Annotated in this window: 17 protein-coding genes; 8 read left to right on the top strand and 9 right to left on the bottom strand. The window is 64.9% G+C overall.

Features of this window, described 5'->3' with window-relative positions; all coding sequences use genetic code 11:
* Positions 1-50: 50 nt before the first annotated feature.
* Together dnaA and rpsT are read right to left on the bottom strand one after the other, a co-directional pair.
* Positions 51-1,463 carry a chromosomal replication initiator protein DnaA gene (dnaA, locus tag ACQY4G_RS02925; RefSeq protein WP_234002409.1) on the bottom strand — a complete coding sequence of 471 codons (1,413 nt, stop codon included), beginning with the start codon at positions 1,461-1,463 and terminating at the stop codon, positions 51-53.
* A 488-nt stretch (positions 1,464-1,951) separates the two neighbouring features.
* Complete coding sequence (gene rpsT / locus ACQY4G_RS02920; RefSeq protein ID WP_067695465.1) at positions 1,952-2,212, bottom strand: 30S ribosomal protein S20; 261 nt, start codon at positions 2,210-2,212, stop codon at positions 1,952-1,954.
* 212 nt (positions 2,213-2,424) lie between these two features.
* Here rpsT and msrB point away from each other — a divergent pair, with 212 nt between their 5' ends.
* Together msrB and ACQY4G_RS02910 are read left to right on the top strand one after the other, a co-directional pair.
* Positions 2,425-2,835 carry a peptide-methionine (R)-S-oxide reductase MsrB gene (gene msrB, locus ACQY4G_RS02915; RefSeq protein WP_421992973.1) on the top strand — a complete coding sequence of 137 codons (411 nt, stop codon included), beginning with the start codon at positions 2,425-2,427 and terminating at the stop codon, positions 2,833-2,835.
* A 93-nt stretch (positions 2,836-2,928) separates the two neighbouring features.
* Positions 2,929-5,091, top strand: a complete 2,163-nt coding sequence (locus ACQY4G_RS02910; protein ID WP_421992971.1) for a transglycosylase domain-containing protein — start codon at positions 2,929-2,931, stop codon at positions 5,089-5,091.
* Between the two features lie 66 nt (positions 5,092-5,157).
* Here the strand turns inward: ACQY4G_RS02910 and ACQY4G_RS02905 are convergent, their stop codons facing one another.
* From ACQY4G_RS02905 to hflK, 3 genes are all read right to left on the bottom strand, one after another.
* Positions 5,158-6,690 carry a Do family serine endopeptidase gene (locus ACQY4G_RS02905; protein ID WP_421992969.1) on the bottom strand — a complete coding sequence of 511 codons (1,533 nt, stop codon included), beginning with the start codon at positions 6,688-6,690 and terminating at the stop codon, positions 5,158-5,160.
* A gap of 151 nt (positions 6,691-6,841) precedes the next feature.
* Positions 6,842-7,675 carry a protease modulator HflC gene (gene hflC / locus ACQY4G_RS02900; protein ID WP_291169039.1) on the bottom strand — a complete coding sequence of 278 codons (834 nt, stop codon included), beginning with the start codon at positions 7,673-7,675 and terminating at the stop codon, positions 6,842-6,844.
* A 1-nt stretch (position 7,676) separates the two neighbouring features.
* Positions 7,677-8,789: a protease modulator HflK gene (hflK, locus tag ACQY4G_RS02895; RefSeq protein WP_067695455.1), complete on the bottom strand. Its 1,113-nt coding sequence runs from the start codon at positions 8,787-8,789 to the stop codon at positions 7,677-7,679.
* 118 nt (positions 8,790-8,907) lie between these two features.
* Between hflK and ACQY4G_RS02890 the strand changes: the two genes are divergently transcribed.
* From ACQY4G_RS02890 to ACQY4G_RS02875, 4 genes are read left to right on the top strand one after another with little or no spacing between them, the layout of a single operon-like run.
* Positions 8,908-9,870 carry a P-loop NTPase gene (locus ACQY4G_RS02890; RefSeq protein ID WP_421992967.1) on the top strand — a complete coding sequence of 321 codons (963 nt, stop codon included), beginning with the start codon at positions 8,908-8,910 and terminating at the stop codon, positions 9,868-9,870.
* Entirely contained in the window at positions 9,849-12,146 is a 2,298-nt protein-coding gene (locus ACQY4G_RS02885; protein WP_421992965.1) for a molybdopterin cofactor-binding domain-containing protein, read from the top strand. The genes ACQY4G_RS02890 and ACQY4G_RS02885 overlap by 22 nt, the downstream gene beginning before the upstream one ends.
* Complete coding sequence (hemH, locus tag ACQY4G_RS02880; protein WP_421992963.1) at positions 12,143-13,171, top strand: ferrochelatase; 1,029 nt, start codon at positions 12,143-12,145, stop codon at positions 13,169-13,171. Before ACQY4G_RS02885 ends, hemH begins: the two co-directional genes overlap by 4 nt.
* A gap of 38 nt (positions 13,172-13,209) precedes the next feature.
* On the top strand, positions 13,210-14,610 hold the full coding sequence (locus ACQY4G_RS02875; RefSeq protein WP_421992961.1) for a cytochrome P450: 1,401 nt from the start codon (positions 13,210-13,212) through the stop codon (positions 14,608-14,610).
* 78 nt (positions 14,611-14,688) lie between these two features.
* Here the strand turns inward: ACQY4G_RS02875 and ACQY4G_RS02870 are convergent, their stop codons facing one another.
* Positions 14,689-14,847 carry a DUF1674 domain-containing protein gene (locus ACQY4G_RS02870; protein ID WP_421992959.1) on the bottom strand — a complete coding sequence of 53 codons (159 nt, stop codon included), beginning with the start codon at positions 14,845-14,847 and terminating at the stop codon, positions 14,689-14,691.
* Positions 14,848-14,903: 56 nt separating this feature from the next.
* On the opposite strand from ACQY4G_RS02870, the gene ACQY4G_RS02865 reads away from it, so the two are divergent.
* Positions 14,904-16,148, top strand: a complete 1,245-nt coding sequence (locus ACQY4G_RS02865; RefSeq protein ID WP_421992957.1) for an RsmB/NOP family class I SAM-dependent RNA methyltransferase — start codon at positions 14,904-14,906, stop codon at positions 16,146-16,148.
* On the opposite strand, the gene ACQY4G_RS02860 is transcribed toward ACQY4G_RS02865, so the two are convergent.
* From ACQY4G_RS02860 to msrA, 3 genes are all read right to left on the bottom strand, one after another.
* Positions 16,149-17,666: a hypothetical protein gene (locus ACQY4G_RS02860; RefSeq protein WP_421992955.1), complete on the bottom strand. Its 1,518-nt coding sequence runs from the start codon at positions 17,664-17,666 to the stop codon at positions 16,149-16,151.
* A 66-nt stretch (positions 17,667-17,732) separates the two neighbouring features.
* Positions 17,733-18,671, bottom strand: a complete 939-nt coding sequence (locus ACQY4G_RS02855) for an NAD(P)/FAD-dependent oxidoreductase (RefSeq protein ID WP_421992953.1) — start codon at positions 18,669-18,671, stop codon at positions 17,733-17,735.
* Positions 18,672-18,687: 16 nt separating this feature from the next.
* Positions 18,688-19,224 carry a peptide-methionine (S)-S-oxide reductase MsrA gene (gene msrA / locus ACQY4G_RS02850; protein ID WP_421992951.1) on the bottom strand — a complete coding sequence of 179 codons (537 nt, stop codon included), beginning with the start codon at positions 19,222-19,224 and terminating at the stop codon, positions 18,688-18,690.
* A gap of 108 nt (positions 19,225-19,332) precedes the next feature.
* Between msrA and ACQY4G_RS02845 the strand changes: the two genes are divergently transcribed.
* Positions 19,333-20,157, top strand: a complete 825-nt coding sequence (locus tag ACQY4G_RS02845) for a class I SAM-dependent methyltransferase (RefSeq protein ID WP_421992949.1) — start codon at positions 19,333-19,335, stop codon at positions 20,155-20,157.
* Positions 20,158-20,181 lie beyond the last annotated feature (24 nt).

The raw sequence follows: 20,181 nt of genomic DNA, 5'->3' as shown, positions 1-20,181 counted from the left end.
CACGCGCGAACGAATTGTGGAAGCAGCTTGCAGAGCTGCGGACTATTATGTTAGCTTTCGAGCTGCCTCAGCAGGCTGCGGACATCGCCGTCCATATCGGCATCGCGCTGGCGCAGGTCTTCGATCAGCCGCACCGCGTGGATAACGGTCGAATGGTCGCGCCCGCCGAACTTGCGTCCGATTTCCGGATAGCTGCGCGGCGTGAGCACCTTCGACAGGTACATCGCCACCTGTCGCGGGCGGACCACGGCGCGCGCGCGGCGCTTGGAGCTCATCTCGCTGCGATCGATGCGGTAGAACTGGCACACGGTGCGCTGGATCTCGTCGATGGTGATCCGGCGGCGATTGGCCGAGAGAATGTCGGTGAGCTGTTCCTCGGCCAGCTGGAGCGAGACTTCCTGCCCGGTCAGCTGCGCATAGGCGATTAGCTTGTTGAGGCCGCCGACCAGCTCGCGCACGTTCCGCGTGATCGTGCGGGCGAGGAAGTCGAGCACGTCGTCCGGCACGTCGAGCGGAGCGAAGCGCGTCAGCTTGGAGGTGAGAATCTTCTTGCGCAGCTCGATATCCGCGGCCTGGATATCGGCGACGAGGCCCATCGAGAGGCGCGACAGCAGCCGCGGTTCGACCCCGTCGAGCGCCTGCGGTGCGCGATCGGCGGCGAAGACCAGTCGCTTGCCTTCGGCGAGCAGCGCATCGATCGTGTAGAGCAGTTCTTCCTGCGCCGATGCCTTGCCGATGATGAACTGGATATCGTCGACCAGCAGCAGGTCGAAGCTGCGCAGGCGGGCCTTGAATTCGAGCATCTGGTTGGCTTTGAGCGCCTGCACGAATTCCACCATGAAGCGCTCGGCGCTGCAGTAGAAAATGCGGCTGCGGGGATGGGCCTGCAGGAAGCTGTGGCCGATCGCATGCAGCAAGTGCGTCTTGCCCTGACCGGTCGCGGCCTTGAGGTAGAGCGGCGAGAATTGCGGCTTCTCGGTCGCGCCCATGCGCTGCGCGGCATTGAAGGCGAGCACATTGGCTTCACCGGTGATGAAGGCGGCAAAGGTCAGCGAAGGGTCGAGACCGACCGAGCTGGTGAAGCCCGTGTCGCCCAGCGTATCGGCGCCGATCGCCATCATCGACGTGTCCGCGCCGTCATTGGCCGGGCGGCGACCGTTCGAATGCAGCCGCAAATCGGCGACCTGACGGCGGCCCGGATGGACCTGGATGCGCACGTCGCGCACTTCGCTGCGCGCGATCTTCCAAGCCAGGCTCAGCCGGTCGGCGAAGCGGTCCTTGACCCAATTGGCGCTGAATTCGGTCGGCAGAAACAGGTCGAGCGTGCCCGTGTCCTTGTCGATCCCGCCCACCTGGATCGGTTTGATCCACTGGCTATGAAGCTGGTGACCGAGATCTTTTCGCAGTCCCTGGCTTATATCGGACCAGTCCGCTGCCAGGTTCACTGCTTCTTGATCTTCCATGAAATCGTCCTGTGACTGCCGTGCCCCATTTTCCGATGCCTTGCGCATTCTCTTGAATCCCCCGGTCGGCGTCTCGCGACGCTTCGATTTTCCATCTGCGGCAAGGCCGGGCACAGCGTGGCCCGGCTCCGGATTCGGTGCGTCCGGAGATTTCCTCACTCATTCGATTTTCTAAGAGCCCGGGCTGTCCCGCCCCGAGCCGAGATGCATTGTGTAAGTCGCTCGCCGGATGAGTCGCAAGGGGGATAACTGCAAAAAATATGAAATATAGTTGTTGACTCGGTTGTAAGCCGCAGGCTGCCGTATAAGTCGATGAAATCGCGCCACTTACCAGAATTTGCGCACGCGAATCGTGAGAAACCCGTACTTTATGTTACAGCGGTGTTTCCGGCCCGTATCGAAAAGCAACTGGATTACGACAAAAGGGCCGCCGGTCGAACCGGCGGCCCCGAATTTTTCAGTAAAGCCGGCCTGAGACCGGTGAAGGATCAGAGAGCGGCGACGCGCTTGGTCAGGCGGCTCATCTTACGCGCTGCCGTGTTCTTGTGCATCACGCCACGGGCCACACCGCGGGCCAGTTCGGGCTGCGCGGATTTGAGCGCGGACTGAGCGCCGTCCTTGTCACCGCCTTCGATCGCGACTTCCACCTTTTTGAGGAAATTGCGGATGCGGCTCATGCGGGCGCCGTTGATTTCGGCCCGGCGGGCGTTGCGACGGATGCGCTTCTTGGCTTGCGGCGTGTTGGCCATAAACGTTCTCGGGTCTGTCCTCGTCAGGCCGCACAATTCGCGCGGCGGAAAATGTCTGTAATGCGTGCGAAGGGGCGGCATGGGCCGCCGGAAAGCGGCGCACTTAGCCCTATGGTCCCGAATCGTCAAGTAATTCGTCGTCGGGGAAGTGGAACCGCGTGCATCGGCTCCGGTTGGGCCTATATGGGGCGCTCTACCGGAAAGGACAAGACGTGCGCGACAAGCCCGAAAAGACCGATGCCGAATGGCGCGAGAAACTGACGCCCGAGCAGTACCACATCCTGCGCGAAGCCGGCACCGAACGGGCCTTCACCGGGAAATACGACAAGCATTACGATCCGGGCGAGTATTATTGCGCGGGCTGCGGGCAAAAGCTGTTCGAAAGCGACGACAAATACAACAGCGGCTGCGGCTGGCCGGCCTTTACCGCGCCGGCCGAGGGCGAGGTGGTGGACGAGCATCGCGATACTTCGCACGGGATGACTCGCACCGAGGTCACCTGTTCGAATTGCGGGGGCCATCTGGGCCATGTCTTTCCCGACGGACCGCGCGATCGCGGCGGCATGCGCTACTGTATCAATTCGGCCGCGCTCGATTTCGAGCCGGAGGATCGAGCGGAGTAAATTCGGTCCGTCCCGTTCACACGCGGTTAGACCTCGCCATGCAAGATCATGGCAATTATAGGGCGGCGAACAGCAAGGGTACCTGCATAATCGATGGATAAGAGAGGGAGCCGCCGCAAGCGCACGGCCAGCCGCAAGCGCGCCGCAGCGGATCGGCCGCAGAGCGGGGTGAAATTCTGGGCGCGTCGCCTGGCGATCTGGGGTAGCGCACTGGCATTGCTGGTGGCGCTGTTCGTCGGTCTCGCCGTGGCATTCGCCGCGCGTTCGATGCCGGGTTACTACCAGCTCAAGGCGACCCAGACCGCGCAGACCATCGTCGTGCGCGCGCGCGACGGCACCGAAATCGTCGAACTGGGCCCGAGCTTCGGAAAATGGCTGACCTCCGAGGAAATTCCGCAGGTCATGAAAGATGCGATGATTTCGGTCGAGGACCGGCGCTTCTATTCGCATTTCGGAATCGACTTCTGGCGCACCGGGGGTGCTATCATCGAGGGGATCACCGGCTCGCGCGCGCGCGTCGGTGGGACCTCGACGATCTCCCAGCAGCTCGCGCGCAACGTCTTCCTCAACAACAACCGCTCGCTCGATCGCAAGCTGCGCGAAGCGGTGCTGGCGATGGCGCTGGAGGCCAAGTTCTCCAAGGAACAGATCCTCGAGCTGTATCTGAACAAGGTCTATTTCGGCGGCGGGGCCTATGGTATCGATAGCGCCAGCCGGAGGTTCTTCAGCCATCCGGCAACCGAGCTGTCGGTGGCCGAGGCGGCCATCATTGCCGGCCTGGTCAAGGCACCCAGCCGCTATTCGCCGACAGCCGATATCGACGCTGCGGTCGGTCGCGCCAGCGTGGTGCTGCGCCTGATGAAGGAACAGGGGCGCATCGCCCCGGACGTTACCGTCGATCCCAGTGCCGTGAACCTCAAGGAGCAGGCGGGCCAGAACTCGGTGCGCTATTTCACCGATTGGGCGCTGCCGCAGCTCGACCTGTTGCTGCCCGAAACCTTCGAGCCGATCGAAGTGTGGACCACTCTCGATGTCGGAATGCAGCGCGCCGCGACCGCCGCGATCCAGGCGAATACGCCCGACGGTGCCCAAGGGGCAATGGTCAGCATGGATCGCGATGGAGCGATCCTCGCTCTGGTCGGCGGCACCGACTATGTCGAGACCAATTACAACCGCGCGACCGATGCGCAGCGCCAACCGGGATCGTCGTGGAAGCTGTTCGTCTATCTGGCCGCGCTCGAATCCGGTTACACGCCCGATGATCGCGTGGTCGACACGCCGGTCACCATCAATGGGTGGAGCCCGCGCAACTCCAGCGGGCGCAATGTGGGCGAGATCGACCTGCGTACCGCTTTTGCCTATTCGATCAACACGGTCGCCGCGCAGCTCGGCAATGAAGTGGGCTTCGGCACCGTTGCCTCGATGGCGCGGCGCTTCGGGATCACGACCGAGATCAACACCTATCCGGCGATGGTGCTGGGATCGAACGAGGTGCGGCTGGTCGACATGACCCGCGCCTTCGCGGTCGTTTCGGCCAAGGGGAATTCGGTCGAACCATACGGCATCCTCAAGGTCGAGACAGCCGAAGGCGAACTGCTCTACCAGCACGAGGCGGCGCGCCAGTCGCAGTTGGTGCCCGATTACGTGGCGGCGGGGATAACCGACCTGCTGCAGACCGCGGTGGCGACGGGTACCGGTCGTGCGGCGCAGATCGGTCGGCCGGTAGCGGGCAAGACTGGCACGACCAGCTCGAACAAGGACGGCTATTTCGTCGGTTTTTCCTCGGGCATCACCACCGGCGTATGGATGGGACGCGACGACAATTCACGCGTCGGCGGACTGCAGGGCGGTACCGCACCCGCGCGCGCCTTTGCCGCCTATATGCGCTATGCGGTGAAAGATCGCCCGGTCGAACAATTCGACACCGACCTGCAACTGCCCGAATGGCAGCTCGAGCCGGACGACGAATACATGCTCGGCGATCCTGAGGATTACTACTTCATCGACGAGCAGGGCAATCTGATCGAACCGGGCACGTCAGACTTGCCGCGCGACGATCCCTTCGCCGACGAATTCGACCGCACTCTCGATCCCAATCGCCCCCGTCGGCCGGTAATGCCATCGCCGCGTCCCCCGCAGCAGCTGCCTCGCGGAGCGGATGGCGCACCGCAAGCCGTCGGCGACGATTTCCTCGACGAAGCGACCGGCGGAGGACGCGAGGAGCCTCCTCCGCCCACCCCCCGCCAGACCAATTAGGTGACCGGCAAAGAAATGGGCGGCCCTTCCAATAAGGAGGACCGCCCATTTTCGACGCTTTAGCGATCAGCGCAGGCGTACTGCGATATATTGTGCCGGGCCACCACGGCGCTGCGCGCGCAGCAGGACTGCTTCGCGGTTCTCGCGTTGGGCCTCGAGAATGGTGTTTTCCAGATCCTCGAGTGTGGTCACCGGACGATAGTTCGCGGTCAGGATAATGTCGCCGCGGCGCAGGCCCTTGCGAGCCGCATCGGAGTTCTGGTCGACTCCCGCGACAACTAGGCCTTCGGTATCAGCGCTCACACCCAGCTGGCGCGCGATCTGCGTGGTCAGCGGAAGAACCTGCAGGCCGAGCCTCTCCTCGATCACGGCATTCTCGCTCGGTTCCATCGCCTCTTCTTCCTCGGCGTCCGGATCGAAGAGCTGCTGCTGCCGCAATTCCTCTTCGCTCGGGCGTTTGCCGACGGTCACATTGAGGCGGCGCGTCTCGCCATCGCGGATCAGCTCGACCGGGATCGTGGTACCGGGACGGATATTGGCGACGAGGAAGGACAGCGTCTGGTCGGGGGTCACATCCTGACCATTGATCCTGGTCACGATATCGCCGGGGCGGATACCTGCGCTTTCGGCCGGTTCGCCGGGCTGGACCGACTGGACGAATTCGCCCCGATTCTGCGGAATGCCGAGCGAGTCGGCGAGATCGTCGGTCACCGGCTGGATCTGCACGCCGAGATAGCCGCGCTCGATTTCGACGCCGTCGCGCAACTGGCGTATGATCGGCGCCGCGATTTCGGCGGGGATGGCGAAGCCGATGCCCACGCTGCCGCCGGAAGGCGAGAAGATCGCGTTGTTGATGCCGATCACATTGCCCTGCATGTCGAACAGCGGACCACCCGAATTGCCGCGGTTGATGGCCGCGTCGGTCTGGATGTAGCGGTCGTAGGCGCCCCCCTGACCAGTGTTGCGATAGACCGCCGAGACGATGCCCGAAGTCACCGTGCCACCGAGGCCGAAGGGGTTGCCGATCGCCACCACCCAGTCGCCCGGGCGCGCCTGCGCACTGTCGCCGAACTCGACGAAGGGAAAGGCTTCGCGGCGGGCGATCTTGAGTACGGCAAGGTCGCTCTGCGCGTCGGTGCCGACCAGTTCGGCTTCGTATTCGGTGCCATCGGGCATGGTGACGGTGATTTCTTCCACCGTGCCGCGTCCGCTGGGACTGACCACGTGGTTATTGGTTACGACATAACCGTCTGCCGAGATGATGAAGCCCGAGCCGAGCGACTGGCCTTCGCGGAATTGCGGTTCCTGCTGCTGGCCGCGGCGCCGGTTGAACAATCCCTCGAACGGCGTGCCCGCGAACGGGTTACCATTATTGGTCGCTACTTCGATCCGCTGGCGGGTCGAAATGTTGACCACCGCCGGCTGCAATTGCGCGGTCAGATCGGCGAAACTTTCGGGCGCGCCGGCACGCGGTACGACGCGCGCCATCTGGCTGTCGTCGTTCTGGGCAACCTGGGCGCCGGCCGGATAGCCGGTCGCGAGCGAGATCGCGGCACCGCCCACCAGCAGCGCACTCGTCACGGAATATGCATATCGCACGGGCTTCACGTCCTTTTCGTCCTCTTCTCTAGCTTACACGGCTTGCAGCCACGGTATGGCTACCGCTCTGCGCGCCTTGCGTTCCGGCGGGCGAATGTCTCGCCCGCCGCTGAATGCCGTTTGAACGACGCCTATGCCGCTCGACGAACGGTCAACGCCGCCCGCGGAACTGCCGCAGATATTCATTGTCCGGCGACAGGATGATGCTGCTTTCCGACGGGTTTTCGTTATTGGAGAAGGTCGCGTCGTAGCTCTGCATCGCGCGGTAGAAATCGTAGAACTCCGCATCCTTGCCGAAGGCCTCGGCATAGATACGCGCGCTTTCCGCATCGGCTTCCGCGCGAATGATACGCGCGTCGCGGCTGCCACCTGCGCGGATCGTGCGGGCTTCGCGCTCGCGGTCCGATTCCATCCTCCGGAATGCCGATTGCAGCGGCGCCTCGGGCAGGTCGGTGCGCATGATCTTCACATCGACCACTTCGGCGCCGTATTGGCGTGCCTGCCGGTCGAGATTGGCCCGGACATTGGCCAGCGCGCTGCCGCGCTCGGCGGTGAGCATCGACTGGAAGGTGCGGCGGCCGAGTTCCTGGCGCAGGACCGAGTTGAGGATCGGCTCGAGCGCATTGCGCACGCCGTCCGTGGTGCCCGCACGTTCGACCATGCGGACGGGATCGGTGATGCGGAAGCGGGCATAGGCGTTGACCAGCAGACGTTGCTGGTCGGCCGATAGCACTTCCTCGTCGTTCATTTCGAGATCGAGCAGGCGCTTTTCGACGCGCCGGACCGAATCGATGAAGGGCACGCGCAGGTAAAGGCCCGCGCCCGTTTCGCCGCCCGGCGTGTTCACCGTGCCGATCGGATTACCCGTGCGGATGATGACCGCCTGCTCCTCTTCGGGGACGACATAGGCGCTCATCATGAAGGCGATCAGCAGCACGGCGAATGCGATGACCGAGTTGCGGTGGTTCTGCAGAAAATTGCTCATGTCACTGACCCTCCGTCGCCGTCACGGTAGTTGTGGGCTGCTGCGCCCGTCGGCGGATTTCGGGCAGCGGGAGATAGGGGGTCACATTGTCGGTTTCGACGATGGTCTTGTCGGTCTGGCTCAGCACACGCTCCATGGTCTCGTAATAAAGACGCTGGCGGGTGACCTCCGGCGCAAGGCGATACTGTTCGTAGACCTTGTCGAAGGCCTCCGCCTCACCTTCGGCCTGCGCCAGCACCTGCTGGGCGTAGCCGCGCGCCTGGTTGCGCGCCGCATCCGCATTCTGCTCGGCTACCTGCACGTCGCGGAAGGCATCGACCACCTGCGCGGGCGGATCGGCCTTCTCGATTTCGACACCCAGAACGCGGATGCCCGCGCCATAGCTGTCGAGGGTTGCCTGCATGCGTTCGCGCACATCGAGTTCGATCGCCGCACGGCCCTGGCCCGAGAAGGTCTCGTCGAGCTCGGTTTCGGCAACCGAAGCGCGCATCGCGGCCTCCGCTGCCTCGTTCACCGTCTCCACGGGGTCGACCACGCGAAACTTGAAGCCTTCGAGATCCTTGATGTTCCAACGCACGATATAGGACAGATCGACCAGGTTCTGATCGCCCGTCAGGATCAGCTTGGCCTGGCTGTTATTGCCCGGAATACGGACGGTGCGCACGCCTTCGACATCCTCGACGTCGACCGTCTCGATCGGGAATGGGGCGGAGAAATTGAGCCCCGGCTCCATCTTTCGGGTGTAATTGCCCAATGTCTTCACAACCGCTTCTTGCTGCGGCCCGATCAGGTGGAAGCTGGTCGCCAGCAGGCCGATGCCCACGATGGCAACCACGGCTATCGGGAACCAGCTCTTGCCGCCAGGGCGCTGCGGGAAGCGGAAATTCGGTCCGCCGGGTCCACCGCCGCCGCTGCGGCGCGGGCCTTCGGGGCCGCGGCTCTTGAAGATGTCCTCAATATTGGGCGCGCGGCGACCGCCATTGCCACCGCCACCGGGGGGGAGCCACGGGTTGCGCGGGCCCTTGGGCTTGTCGCCGCTTTCGGCGCCTGCCGGCTTGTCGCCATCGCCCCCATTGCCCGAGCCGCTGCCCCAGGGGCTTTTCTTGCCTGCCATTGCGAGGGAAATCCTCTGTCCTAACCCGTCAAAAACTCTCATGGTCATTGTTATAGGTGCGCTTCTCGGGAAAAACAGGGGTTGCGACGCGCTTTTCGATGCTACAGCAGCCGCCCCCATGAGTTCGACCGATCCCAAATCGCTGCTTCCCGACAGCCTCGCCGCCCGTGTTTCCGCGCTGACCATCAAGAATGGTCGTGCGATAGCCGTCGTCGATGCGGCCGGCCTGGGCGAGCAGGAGCGGGCCGAAATCGAGCGCGCGATTGCCGAAATCCTTGGCGAACGGGACGAAGTATCGGACGTGCGCGTGGTGATGACCGCCGAACGCACACAGCGCCGCCTGATCGCGATCGGCAGCGGAAAGGGCGGGGTGGGCAAATCGACGCTCACCGCCAATCTCGCCATCGCCCTGCAGAAGGCGGGCCGCAAGGTCGGGCTGGTCGATGCGGATATCTACGGCCCCTCGCAGCCGGTGATCCTCGGCAATCAGGGACAGAAGCCGGTGGCGCGCGACGAGAAGCTGGTGCCGGTGGAAAGCGCCTTCGGCATTCCGGTGCTGTCGATGGGACACCTGGTGGAGCCGGGCCGCGCGCTTGCCTGGCGCGGGCCGATGGCGGGCAATGCACTGGCGCAGCTGGTCGATGCGCATTGGGGCGATGTCGACACGCTGCTGGTCGATCTGCCACCGGGCACGGGCGATGTGCAATTGACGATGTTGCAGCGCTTCAAGCCGGTCGGAGCAGTGCTGGTCTCCACCCCGCAGGATCTCGCGCTGATGGATGCCGCTCGCGCGGGCCAATTATTCGATCAGGCGGGCGTCCCGGTGATCGGGCTGGTCGAGAACATGGCGGGCTATGCCTGTCCGCATTGCGGCGAAGTGTCCGATCCCTTCGGCAAGGGCGGGGTCGAAAAGGCCGCCGGACGGCTCGAGCTGCCGTTCCTGGGACGCATACCGCTCGATCTCGCCATTCGCGAAGGCAGCGATAGGGGCGAGCCGCCTGCGAGCGGCGACGATGCGTTTGCCAAGCCGTTTCACGACATCGCCGCCAAGGTCGACGCATGGATTGGCGCGCGAAGCTAGACGCGCTCCCCGTCACGCGGCGTCAGCTGGTCGCGGGTGCGGCGGCAGGCGGCGGGCTGGCGGTAGTCTGGTGGCTATGGCCGCGGCACTATACAAGCCCGCTCGCGCCGGGCCCGAATGAGCGCGATTTCGGCGGCTGGATCACCATCGGCACCGACGGGGTGGTCACCGTGGCGGTCCCGCAGCTCGAAATGGGGCAGGGCGTGACCACCGTCCTTTCACAGGTGGTCGCCGTGGAATTGGGCGCCGACTGGCGCCAGGTCGCCGTCGAGCCCGCGCCGCCCGCGGGCCTCTATGCCAATATCCCGCTGGCGGCGAAATGGGCGCCGCTATGGTCAAACCTGCCCAGCTTCGCGAGCGATCCCGACAGCCGGCTGGCCGAGAACTTCGCGCGCTCCAATGCTTTCGCCGCGACCGCCGAAGGATCCTCTCTGACCGCCTACGAACAGCCGCTGCGCGAGGCGGCGGCTGCCGCACGCGCCATGGTCGCCATGGCGGCGGCAGAGCGCTGGGACGTCGAATGGGAGGAATGCGCGGTAGGGGCAGGCCTGGTGCGCCATGGCGAACAGCAACTCGGCTTCGGCGATCTGGTCGAGGACGCGGCACAGCTGGATCCGCCCGATCCTCCGCCCCTGCGCGTGGCTCCGGCCAGCGAGGATCCTTCTCCTGCACAAGCCGAACTCGCCCCTGCCTTTCCCCGGCTCGACCTGCCCGCCAAGGTCGACGGCAGTTTCCTGTTCGCCGGCGACATCCGCCTTCCCGGCCTGGTCTATGCCTCGATCCGCCACGGGCCCCTGGGCAAACCCGAGCTCTCTGCGTTCGAGGCGGGCGCGGTCGAAGGGCTCGACGGCCTGGTCGGCGTCGTGCGGTCGAAACGGTATCTTGCCGCCGTCGCGGAAAGCTGGTGGATCGCCGAACAGGCTCTGAAGAAAATGCGCCCGATCTTTGCCGGGCCGCCCGCGGCGGAAAGCGCCGCGGCGCTCCAGAGTCTGGAGGAGGCCCATGGCACGATCGAACCCGAGCGGACATATGCGACGGGCGATGCCGACAATCTGCTGGCGCGGCCCGACTACGCGCAAAGCTATTCCGTCGCCCCGGCAGTGCATGCGACGATCGAGACCGCCAGCGCGACCGCGCGCTACGACAGCGGAAAGCTGGAATTGTGGATCGCCGCGCAGGCCCCCGAGCTCACGCGCCGCGCGGCCGCCAAGGCGATCGGATTGTCGATCGAGGACGTCGTGCTCTATCCGACCGCGGCCGGCGGCAGTTTCGATGCTCGGCTCGAACGGCGGCATGCCATCGAGGTGGCGCAGATCGCGAAGGAGATCGGGCGGCCCGTACAATTGACCTGGCCGCGCGTGCAGGAGCTCCAGTCGATCCCCGTGCGCACACCCGTCAGCGCGCGGCTGGAAGCGGCATTCCTCGCCGCGAGCGGCGGGCGCATCGCCGCCTGGCGCAGCCGGCTGGCCATGCCCGCCACAGTCCGTGAATTCGGTCATCGCCTGTTCGACAACAAGACCCCGCAGGCCGCGATGGAACACGCTGCGCAGGAATCGGACGCGCTTGCCTGCGATGGCGCGATACCGCCCTATGCAATCGACCATGTCGCGGTCGATCACCTGCCCGTGACGCTGCCCTTCCCGACCGGGCGGATGCGCGGCAATGCGCAGGCCTACAACGCGTTTTTCACCGAAAGCTTCATCGACGAACTGGCCGAGCGTGCGGGGCGCGATCCCTTCCTCTACCGGATGGAGATGCTCTGGCAGTCGCCACGCATGGCCGATACGCTGCGCCGTGCCACCCGTCTTGCCAATTGGGACGGCGGGCGCCGCGGGACCGGGCAGGGGCTGGCCATGGTACGCATAGGTTCGCCCGACAGCGGCGGCCGGATTGCCTGCGTTGCGCAGGCTGCGCTGGGTGAAGGAGGCGTCAGAGTGACGCGCCTGCACGCGGCGGTCGATATCGGGCGCGTGGTCAATCTCGATATCGCGCGCCAGCAAATCGAGGGGGGCCTCGTTTTCGGGCTGTCGCTCGCCACCGGATCGAGCATTGCCTACGAAGAGGGCAAGCCGGTCCCCGGCCGTCTTGCGGGCCTCGCTCTGCCGACGCTGGCCGACTGCCCCGAGATCGTGATCGAATTCCTCGCCAGCGACGCGCCGGCCTTCGATCCGGGCGAGCTCGGCGTCGCGGTTGCCCCCCCGGCGATTGCAAATGCCCTTTACTCGGCGACCGGAGTGCGCTTTCGCCGCCTGCCATTGCTTTCGGAGGGTTTATGACCTGGCAGCCGCAGAAAATTCCTGCCGACCATCCCCCGGTGAAATCGGGCGGGATTGGCGTGCTGATCGTCAATCTCGGCACGCCCGACGCTCCCGAAACCGGGCCGGTCAAGCGCTACCTGGCCGAATTCCTGTCCGACCGCCGCGTGGTCGAAATCCCGTCGATCGCGTGGCAGCCGATCCTGCGCGGCATCATTCTCAATACGCGCCCGAAGAAGAGCGCGCAGGCCTATCGCGAGGTCTGGAGCGAGGAAGGCTCGCCTTTGGCGGTGGTCACGCGCAACCAGGCGTTGGCGATGCAGGAGCGGTTGGGCGATGCCGTGCAAGTCGACTGGGCGATGCGCTACGGGACGCCTTCGATTCCTGAAAAATTGCAGACGCTGATGGATGCCGGGTGCGAGCGCATTCTGCTGGCTCCGCTCTACCCGCAATATTCCTCGGCCACGACGGCGACGGTTGTGGACAAGGCTGCGGACAAGCTGCGGGAAATGCGTTGGCAACCCTGCCTTCGCACGCTGCCGCCCTATCACGACGATCCGGCCTATATCGATGCGCTGGCGCAGGACCTGTCGCGTCAGATCGACGCGCTCGACTTCGCGCCCGAGGTGCTGGTGCTGAGCTTCCATGGCATGCCCGAGCGCACCTTGCACCTGGGCGATCCCTATCATTGCCAGTGCCAGAAAACCTCGCGCCTGTTGCAGGAAAAGCTCTCCCGCCCGGGGCTGCGCTTTCGGACCAGCTTCCAGTCGCGGTTCGGGCCGGCCAAATGGCTGGAGCCCGCGACCGACATGGTGCTGGAGGAAGAGGCGCAGGCGGGCACCAAGCGGCTCGCGATCGCGGCACCGGGCTTCTCCGCCGACTGCCTCGAGACCCTGGAGGAGCTCGCAATTCAGGGCAGGGAGCAGTTCGAGGAGGCAGGTGGCGAGCGGTTCGCCGCGCTTGCCTGCCTCAACACGTCCGATGCGGGCCTTGCCATGTTGGAGACGCTGTTGCGGCGCGAATTGGCGGGGTGGATTCCCGCCTAGGAATTACTTACACTGCGGTAAGTTGTCAGGAGCTACCTATGGCCACGCTTGCCCCGCACCAACCTGCCGAAGCCATCCCCTCGCACTGGACCGAGGGCAATCCCGACGAGGACTCGCTCGCCCATATCCCCGGCGAGAAGGGCTGGCCGCTGGTCGGTAATACATTCAAGATGCTGGCCGATCCGCATGGCATGGCGCGCAGGATGGTCGAGAAATACGGGCGGGTGTACAAGAACCGCGCCTTCGGCGGCTGGAACGTGGCCTTGATCGGGGCCGATGCGAACGAGCTGGTGCTGTTCGATCGCGAGAAGCTATTTTCCTCCGAACAGGGCTGGGGCCCGATCCTCGACAAGCTGTTCCCGCGCGGTTTGATGCTGATGGATTTCGATCATCACCGGGCCGACCGCCGCGCGCTCTCGATCGCCTTCAAGCCCGGCCCGATGCGGCATTATTCGGGCGCGCTCAATCGCGGGATCGCAAAGCGCGTCGAGGAATGGGGCGCGGGCCATATGCGTTTCTATCCCGCGATCAAGGAGCTGACGCTCGACCTTGCGGCCGACAGCTTCATCGGCATCCCCTGGGGTCCCGAGGCGGACACGATCAATCGCGCCTTCGTCGATATGGTGCAGGCCAGCGTCGCTCCCGTGCGCAAGCCGCTTCCCTTTAGCCAGATGAAGCGTGGCGTCGACGGTCGCGCCTATCTGGTCGATTACTTTACGCAGGAAACCCATCGCCGTCGCGCCGAAGGGGGTGGGCAGGACATGTTCAGCCAGTTCGCCACCGCCGAATATGACGATGGCAGCCTGATGCCGGTCGACGAGGTGGTCGACCACATGAACTTCCTGATGATGGCCGCGCACGACACGATCACCTCTTCGGCGACCTCGCTCTTGTGGCTGCTCGCCAAGCATCCCGAATGGCAGGAGAAGCTGCGCGAGGAGGTCGAGGCGGTCACGGGCGGTGCCGATGCAAACGGGCGCCCGCGCGATCTTGCCTATGAAGACCTCGGCAAGCTCGAGCTGACCGAGATGGCGTTCAAGGAAGCCCTGCGCTTCATCCCGCCGGTGCCCTCAATGCCGCGCCGCGCGCTGCGGGATTTCGAGTATGGCGGTTACAGGATCCCCGCGGGCACGCCTGTAGGTATCAATATCCACTGGACCCACCACAGCGAAGATTACTGGGACGAACTGGAGAAGTTCGATCCCATGCGTTTCACGCCCGAGAAGGTGAAGGCGCGGCACAAATATGCCTGGGTCCCCTTCGGCGGCGGCGCGCACATGTGCCTGGGGCTGCATTTCGCCTATATGCAGGTGAAGATCCTGATGGCGCAGCTGCTGCCGCGCTTTCGCGTGGAATTGGCAGGCGGCGATCCTGACTGGCAGGCCTGGCCGATCCCCAAGCCGAAGGACGGGCTGAAGATCGAATTGCGGGCGCTGTGAGTCCCCGCGAATGCGGGGACGTCAGTCGGTCAGGTCCGCGCTTGCTGCCCGAGACCCCGCCTTCGCGGGGGATCATCACTAGAAATCGATCGCTATGCCGTCCTTGACCCAGTCGCCATAGCGGGTCGGGCTCAGCTCTTCCTCGTCCTCGCTCTTCCGCGGTTCTGGGGGGGGATCGTTGGTCCAGTGGGCCGGCTTTTCGAAGCTTTCGGGTCGTTTGGTCGCGCGCTCGGTCATGCATGGGAAATGCGCAAGCTGGCGCGCGGTTTCAAGTGGGGCTAGGGGCGCTGGCGATGGCTCAACCACAAGGTATCCACGCGCGCCGCGCCGCGCTGCGCCTGCTCGATGCGGTGCTGCGCCGCGGCGAGACGCTCGACATCGCCTTTGCCGGCGCGACCAAGGATGTGCGCAAGTTCGAGGACAAGGCGCTCGCCCGCGCGATTGCGAGCGAAGTTCTGCGTTGGCTGGTCGATCTCGATGCATTGATCGATAGCGCCACGAAGAAGCCACTGCCCGGCGATGCCAAGGTGCGCACGGTGTTGCGCATGATGCTGGCACAATGGCTGCGGCTGGGAACGCCGCCGCATGCGGTGGTCGCGACCGGGCTGGACCTGCTCGCGGGCGGCCCGCGCAGGTTGGCGCATGGTGTGTTCTCGACGCTGACCAGGCGCGAGGCATCGCTGCCCAGGGTGCCGACGCTGCCCGCCGAGGTCGCCGCACGTTGGGGTGAGCGCGCACCGGCCATCGCTGCGGGCCTTGCCGACCCTCCGCCGCTCGACCTGACGCTGCGCGATCCGGGAGAGACCGAACATTGGAAGGTCCAGCTCTCCGCCGACAGCCTGATGCCCGGCCATTTGCGCCTGCCGCGTGGTGAGAATGTCGAGAAGCTGCCAGGCTTTGCCGACGGCGCATGGTGGGTGCAGGATATCGCCGCTTCGCTGCCCGCACGCCTTCTGGGCCGGGGAGAGCGCCGCCATGCGCTCGATCTTTGTGCCGCGCCCGGCGGCAAGACGCTCCAATTGGCGGCGCAGGGCTGGCAGGTCACAGCGCTCGACATATCGAAACGCCGGCTCGATCTGCTCAAGGCCAATCTCAAGCGCACCGGACTGAAGGCCGGCACGATCCGCGCGGACGCGTTGCAATGGCAGCCCAAGCACCGGTTCGATGCCATCCTGCTCGACGCGCCCTGCACCGCGACCGGCACCGCGCGCCGCCATCCCGATGTGCTCCACCGGATCGGTGCGCGGCAGATCGAGGAGATGGCCGAGTTGCAGGAGGCCCTGCTCGAACGCGCGCAGAACTGGCTCAAGCCCGGCGGCACGCTGGTCTATGCAACTTGCTCGCTGGAACGCGAAGAGGGCGAAGCGCGGGCGGCGGCGGTCCCGCTACCCGTCGCCGCGATCACGCCGGATGAGTGCCCCGCCGGTCTCGTTCCGACAGCCGAGGGCTGGGTGCGCACCGATCCCGGCATGCTTGCCGAGTGCGGCGGCCTCGACGGGTTCTTCGTCGCCCGATGGCACGCGCCACCTGCCAGCTGATCAACGCTTGGCGCGGATCGACGCGGTCGGCACGAATTCCTCCGGGATCGCCCGCGCATACGTCTCGAACAGCGCCTTCAACTCGGGGCTTTCATCGAGCAATTCGGACGGGTCTGGCAGTTTGGACGGCGTATAGAAAAGATCGAACTTCGGCGACCTCAAGGCTTCGAGAGAGACGCTGCGATTGCGTTCGTCCTCGATTCCTTCGATCAGGAGTGCCGCAGCTTCTTCGCGTCTGCTCACGCACAACAGTGCCTGCGCCGCCAATGGAGGATATTCCGCACGATTCTCGCGGAGGAACCGCAATTCCTCGTCAATCGTCTCTGTCCTGCCGAGGGCATTGAGGGCGCAGACGTGGTCGCGCGCGACGATCATGCGCGCAAACGGGGTGCCCGATTTGTCCGCGACGTTACGGGCAAGTGCTGCCGCCTCGAGACCCTCCTCCCAGCGCTCTTGGCCTACCAGGCGCGAAGCCCGGTTGATGACGAAATTGACGACCCAATGGTGTTCCGCGGGATCCAGCTCTGCCAATTGGTCGAAGATGGCGTCGGCTTGGTTCGGGTTGCCAAGCGCATCGTGGGCATAGGCTTCGATATTGAGTGCCCATGCATCGCCTTCCTCGATCGATTCCAATGCGCCTTCGCGTTCGCGCCACCCCCGCGCGAGCACGATGGCGTCTTCGAAACGACCGGCATAATGCAGGGCGCGGGCCGCCGTGGAGAAGCGGTCCCTGTCCTGCGGATGATTCTCCAGCCGGCCCGTTGCCCAGAACACGTACTCATCGGCGATCTTGTCGAGATTGGGACCCGCGCGGTCGGCCACGACCGGCCAGATCGGCTCGAATCGCCGTTCGCCGAGCAGCTCGATGTAGGTTGAGGGCGAACGAAGATTGCCAAGTAATTGCGGGACCATGTCGATGCGGTCTCGCCTTACGGCCGCAGTGAGTGCCCATCTCGACACGCCGGGATGCATTTCGGCAGGGATGGTACCCATCCGGCCATCTTCTATCCATTCGAGCATCAGGTCTTCGAGCTTGTCGTCGAAGCCTTGCTTGTGGAGCATCCGAACTCCACTCCAGAAACCCGATGGGTTGAGCCCGCCCAGCTCTTCATCATCGAGGCTGCGCAGGCGTGACAGATACTCCTCTGCGTCTTCCATCCGGCGCGCGAGGTAGAAGCCATCGTTGTTCAGCCGCAGTGTCGGCCATTTCGCTTCAAGCCGTTTTATTTTCTCGAGAGCACCCGGATAATCGCCCTCGGTTTCATCACACATCGCGCCGGCGAAAAGAGCGCCGCGCTCGTAAGCTTCCTCGTCTGGGAACCGCTTCTCGAGCTCGCCGAAGAGTGGTACGCCAAGCTCGCAGGGACGGGCGGTCCACGGATCGCTCTCGTCGCGCAGCATGGCCACGAGTTCCCGGTCGCTTCTCGCCCTGGCGTCGAAGGGTGCAGGTTGGCTGGCCGTTTCCCGTGCCGCAAGCGGCGCAGCAAATAAAAGCGATACGAAAATTAGTCTCTTCATGTTGCGACCCCTCAAGTTGGGGGTCTGTATTTACTGACTGGCGCGATATTACAAGCCGTGCCCGCGCTATTCTCCGGCACCGATGGTCTCGGCCAGTTCGAGACCGGAGAGAAAGGCGGCCTCGACGCGCGGGGCGATCAGCCAGTCGCCGCATGCGCCGATGTGCTGGGCGTCGTCCCACAGGGGCTGCGTGCCGGCGGCACCCGATTTAGCGTAGCGCCAGCGATGGGCGCTGCGGGCAAGGATCGGGGGAAGGGTTCCACCCACGGCGTCCAAGAACGCGTCGAGTAACGCCCTGCCCGCCATTTCGGCGTCCTCCTCCAGATGCGCACGCGACCATTCGGGCGAGCCCTGCACCACCCAGCATTCCTCATCCGAGCGCTGCGGCTTCGTAGAGTTGCGCGCCGCCCAGCCGATCGGGCCTGCGTCGCGCAGTGTGGCGTCGATACCCGATAGCGGTTCGGAAAAAGCGACCATCAGCGTCCAGCAGGGATCGGACACCGTCGCTGCCGCGAGCGCGCCCATGGTTTTGGCGTGCGGGGTTAGCAGGGGGACGGCCTGTTCGGCGGGCAGGGCCACGACGACTGCGTCGAACATCGCGTCGGTGACGCCATCCCCCCGAAGCCGCCAGCCCTCTAGCGTTCGATCGAGGCTATCGATCCGCGTGCCGAAGCGCAGGTCCAGATGGCTCGCCATCGCCTTGAGCGGAGCATTCATCGCGGGCGTTCCGACCCAGGCTTCCGCGCCCGCTTGCGGCCAGCGCGCGACGATGCGATTGCGCTCCCACGCCTCGACCCGAGCGGCGAAGCGAGGGTCGCGCACCGTGAAATACTGCGCCCCGTGATCGAAGTGGAGCATGCGGCCGTCGTGCTCGATCCGCCGGGTCGCCATGCGCCCGCCGGGGCCGCGGCCCTTGTCGAACAGCGCCACCTCGTGCCCCAGCTCGCCCAGGCGCAGCGCGCAGCTCATCCCGGCCATGCCGGCGCCGATGATCGCGATCTTCATCGCTGCGGTACTCGGCTCAGGCGTCTTCCCTGAGGTATTTCTGGAAGCTCTTGCGCAGCTTCATCAGCTTGGGCGGGATGACCGCGAGGCAATAGGGATTGCGCTGGCCTTCGCCTTCCCAATATTCCTGGTGGTAATCCTCGGCCGGATACCATTCCCCGCTTTCGATGGTGGTCACGGCTTCCTCGCCGGGATGCTCTTCGTTCCAGCGCGCGATGGCGGCCCTGGCTTCTTCTTCCTGCCCGTCGAGCGGGAAGATTGCGCTGCGGTACTGCGTGCCGACATCGTTGCCCTGCCGGTTGAGCTGGGTCGGGTCGTGCGTGCCCATGAACACGTCGAAAAGCTGGGCGAGCGTGATCCGCTCGTCGTCGAACGTCACGCGCACGCCCTCGGCATGGCCGGTGTTGCCGGTGCAAACTTCCTTGTAAGTCGGGTCGGGCTTGTCGCCGCCGATATAGCCGCTCTCGACCTCATTGACGCCGATCACATCCTTCATCACCGCTTCGGTGCACCAGAAGCACCCGCCGGCAAAGATCGCCTGCTGTGTAGCCATGTCCGTCATTCTCCTTTGCGCAGGAGAGATAGGTAGCCGTCTTCGCCTTGTCATCCACCCAATGGACGTCCAGAAGACCATGCGGACGAACCGAGGAGAGTTACTATCATGCGCCTGATGCTGACTGCCGCTGCTGCCGCCCTTGTCGCGGCGCCGCTCGCTGCCGACGATCACGCGGCCGACCTGGAAACCGTGCTGGCCGCCGACCTGCGCGACGACGATCGCGCGCGCGACCAATATCGCAACCCGGCTGAAACGCTCGCCTTCTTCGAGGTGACGCCCGACATGACCGTGGCCGAATATGGGCCGGGCGGTGGCTGGTACACCCGCGTACTCGCGCCCTATCTGCTGCCCGCGGGCAAATATATGGCCTTCGATCAGGACAGCGACGGACGCGAATATCGCGACCGCGCGCAAGAGGCGCGCGCCAAGGGCTGGACCGAGCGGTTCAAGCAGAATGTCGCCGAGGGGCTGGGTGTCGAGGCCGACAGCGTAACCGCCTTCGAGATCGACGAGATGCCCGAAGGCATCGAAGGCACGGTCGATCGGGTGCTGATCTTCCGCTCGATGCACGGTCTCAACATCGGCAACAGCGCCGACGACGTGCTCAAGGCCGCGCGCCGCATGCTCAAGGACGATGGCATGGTCGGCGTGGTCCAGCACCGTGCGCCCGAAGGGGCGAGCTACGACGATTACGGCGCGCGTCAGCGCGGCTATATGCGCAAGCAGGATGTCGTCGCGATCTTCGAGGCCAATGGCTTCGAACTGGCCTCTGAAAGCGAGATCAACGCCAATCCGAACGATCCGGCGGACTGGGAAGGCGGCGTGTGGACGCTGCCGCCGGTGCTGCGTTACGGCGACCAGGACCGCGCGAGATACCTCGCCATTGGTGAAAGCGACCGGATGACGCTGCTGTTCCGTAAGGCCCGGTAAACATTGCCTGTACGGCGACGGCGG

This window comes from Qipengyuania sp. (assembly GCF_965277845.1).
Lineage (GTDB): Bacteria > Pseudomonadota > Alphaproteobacteria > Sphingomonadales > Sphingomonadaceae > Qipengyuania.
This window is presented reverse-complemented; position numbering and strand designations above follow the sequence as displayed.

Excerpts from the sequence above, each read along its gene's own strand:
- dnaA (WP_234002409.1), bottom strand. The coding sequence starts at position 1,463 with ATGGAAGATCAAGAAGCAGTGAACCTGGCAGCGGACTGGTCCGATATA.
- rpsT (WP_067695465.1), bottom strand. The coding sequence starts at position 2,212 with ATGGCCAACACGCCGCAAGCCAAGAAGCGCATCCGTCGCAACGCCCGC.
- ACQY4G_RS02910 (WP_421992971.1), top strand. The coding sequence starts at position 2,929 with ATGGATAAGAGAGGGAGCCGCCGCAAGCGCACGGCCAGCCGCAAGCGC.
- hflC (WP_291169039.1), bottom strand. The coding sequence starts at position 7,675 with ATGAGCAATTTTCTGCAGAACCACCGCAACTCGGTCATCGCATTCGCC.
- hflK (WP_067695455.1), bottom strand. The coding sequence starts at position 8,789 with ATGGCAGGCAAGAAAAGCCCCTGGGGCAGCGGCTCGGGCAATGGGGGC.
- ACQY4G_RS02890 (WP_421992967.1), top strand. The coding sequence starts at position 8,908 with ATGAGTTCGACCGATCCCAAATCGCTGCTTCCCGACAGCCTCGCCGCC.
- ACQY4G_RS02885 (WP_421992965.1), top strand. The coding sequence starts at position 9,849 with ATGGATTGGCGCGCGAAGCTAGACGCGCTCCCCGTCACGCGGCGTCAG.
- hemH (WP_421992963.1), top strand. The coding sequence starts at position 12,143 with ATGACCTGGCAGCCGCAGAAAATTCCTGCCGACCATCCCCCGGTGAAA.
- ACQY4G_RS02875 (WP_421992961.1), top strand. The coding sequence starts at position 13,210 with ATGGCCACGCTTGCCCCGCACCAACCTGCCGAAGCCATCCCCTCGCAC.
- ACQY4G_RS02870 (WP_421992959.1), bottom strand. The coding sequence starts at position 14,847 with ATGACCGAGCGCGCGACCAAACGACCCGAAAGCTTCGAAAAGCCGGCC.
- ACQY4G_RS02865 (WP_421992957.1), top strand. The coding sequence starts at position 14,904 with ATGGCTCAACCACAAGGTATCCACGCGCGCCGCGCCGCGCTGCGCCTG.
- ACQY4G_RS02860 (WP_421992955.1), bottom strand. The coding sequence starts at position 17,666 with ATGAAGAGACTAATTTTCGTATCGCTTTTATTTGCTGCGCCGCTTGCG.
- ACQY4G_RS02855 (WP_421992953.1), bottom strand. The coding sequence starts at position 18,671 with ATGAAGATCGCGATCATCGGCGCCGGCATGGCCGGGATGAGCTGCGCG.
- msrA (WP_421992951.1), bottom strand. The coding sequence starts at position 19,224 with ATGGCTACACAGCAGGCGATCTTTGCCGGCGGGTGCTTCTGGTGCACC.
- ACQY4G_RS02845 (WP_421992949.1), top strand. The coding sequence starts at position 19,333 with ATGCGCCTGATGCTGACTGCCGCTGCTGCCGCCCTTGTCGCGGCGCCG.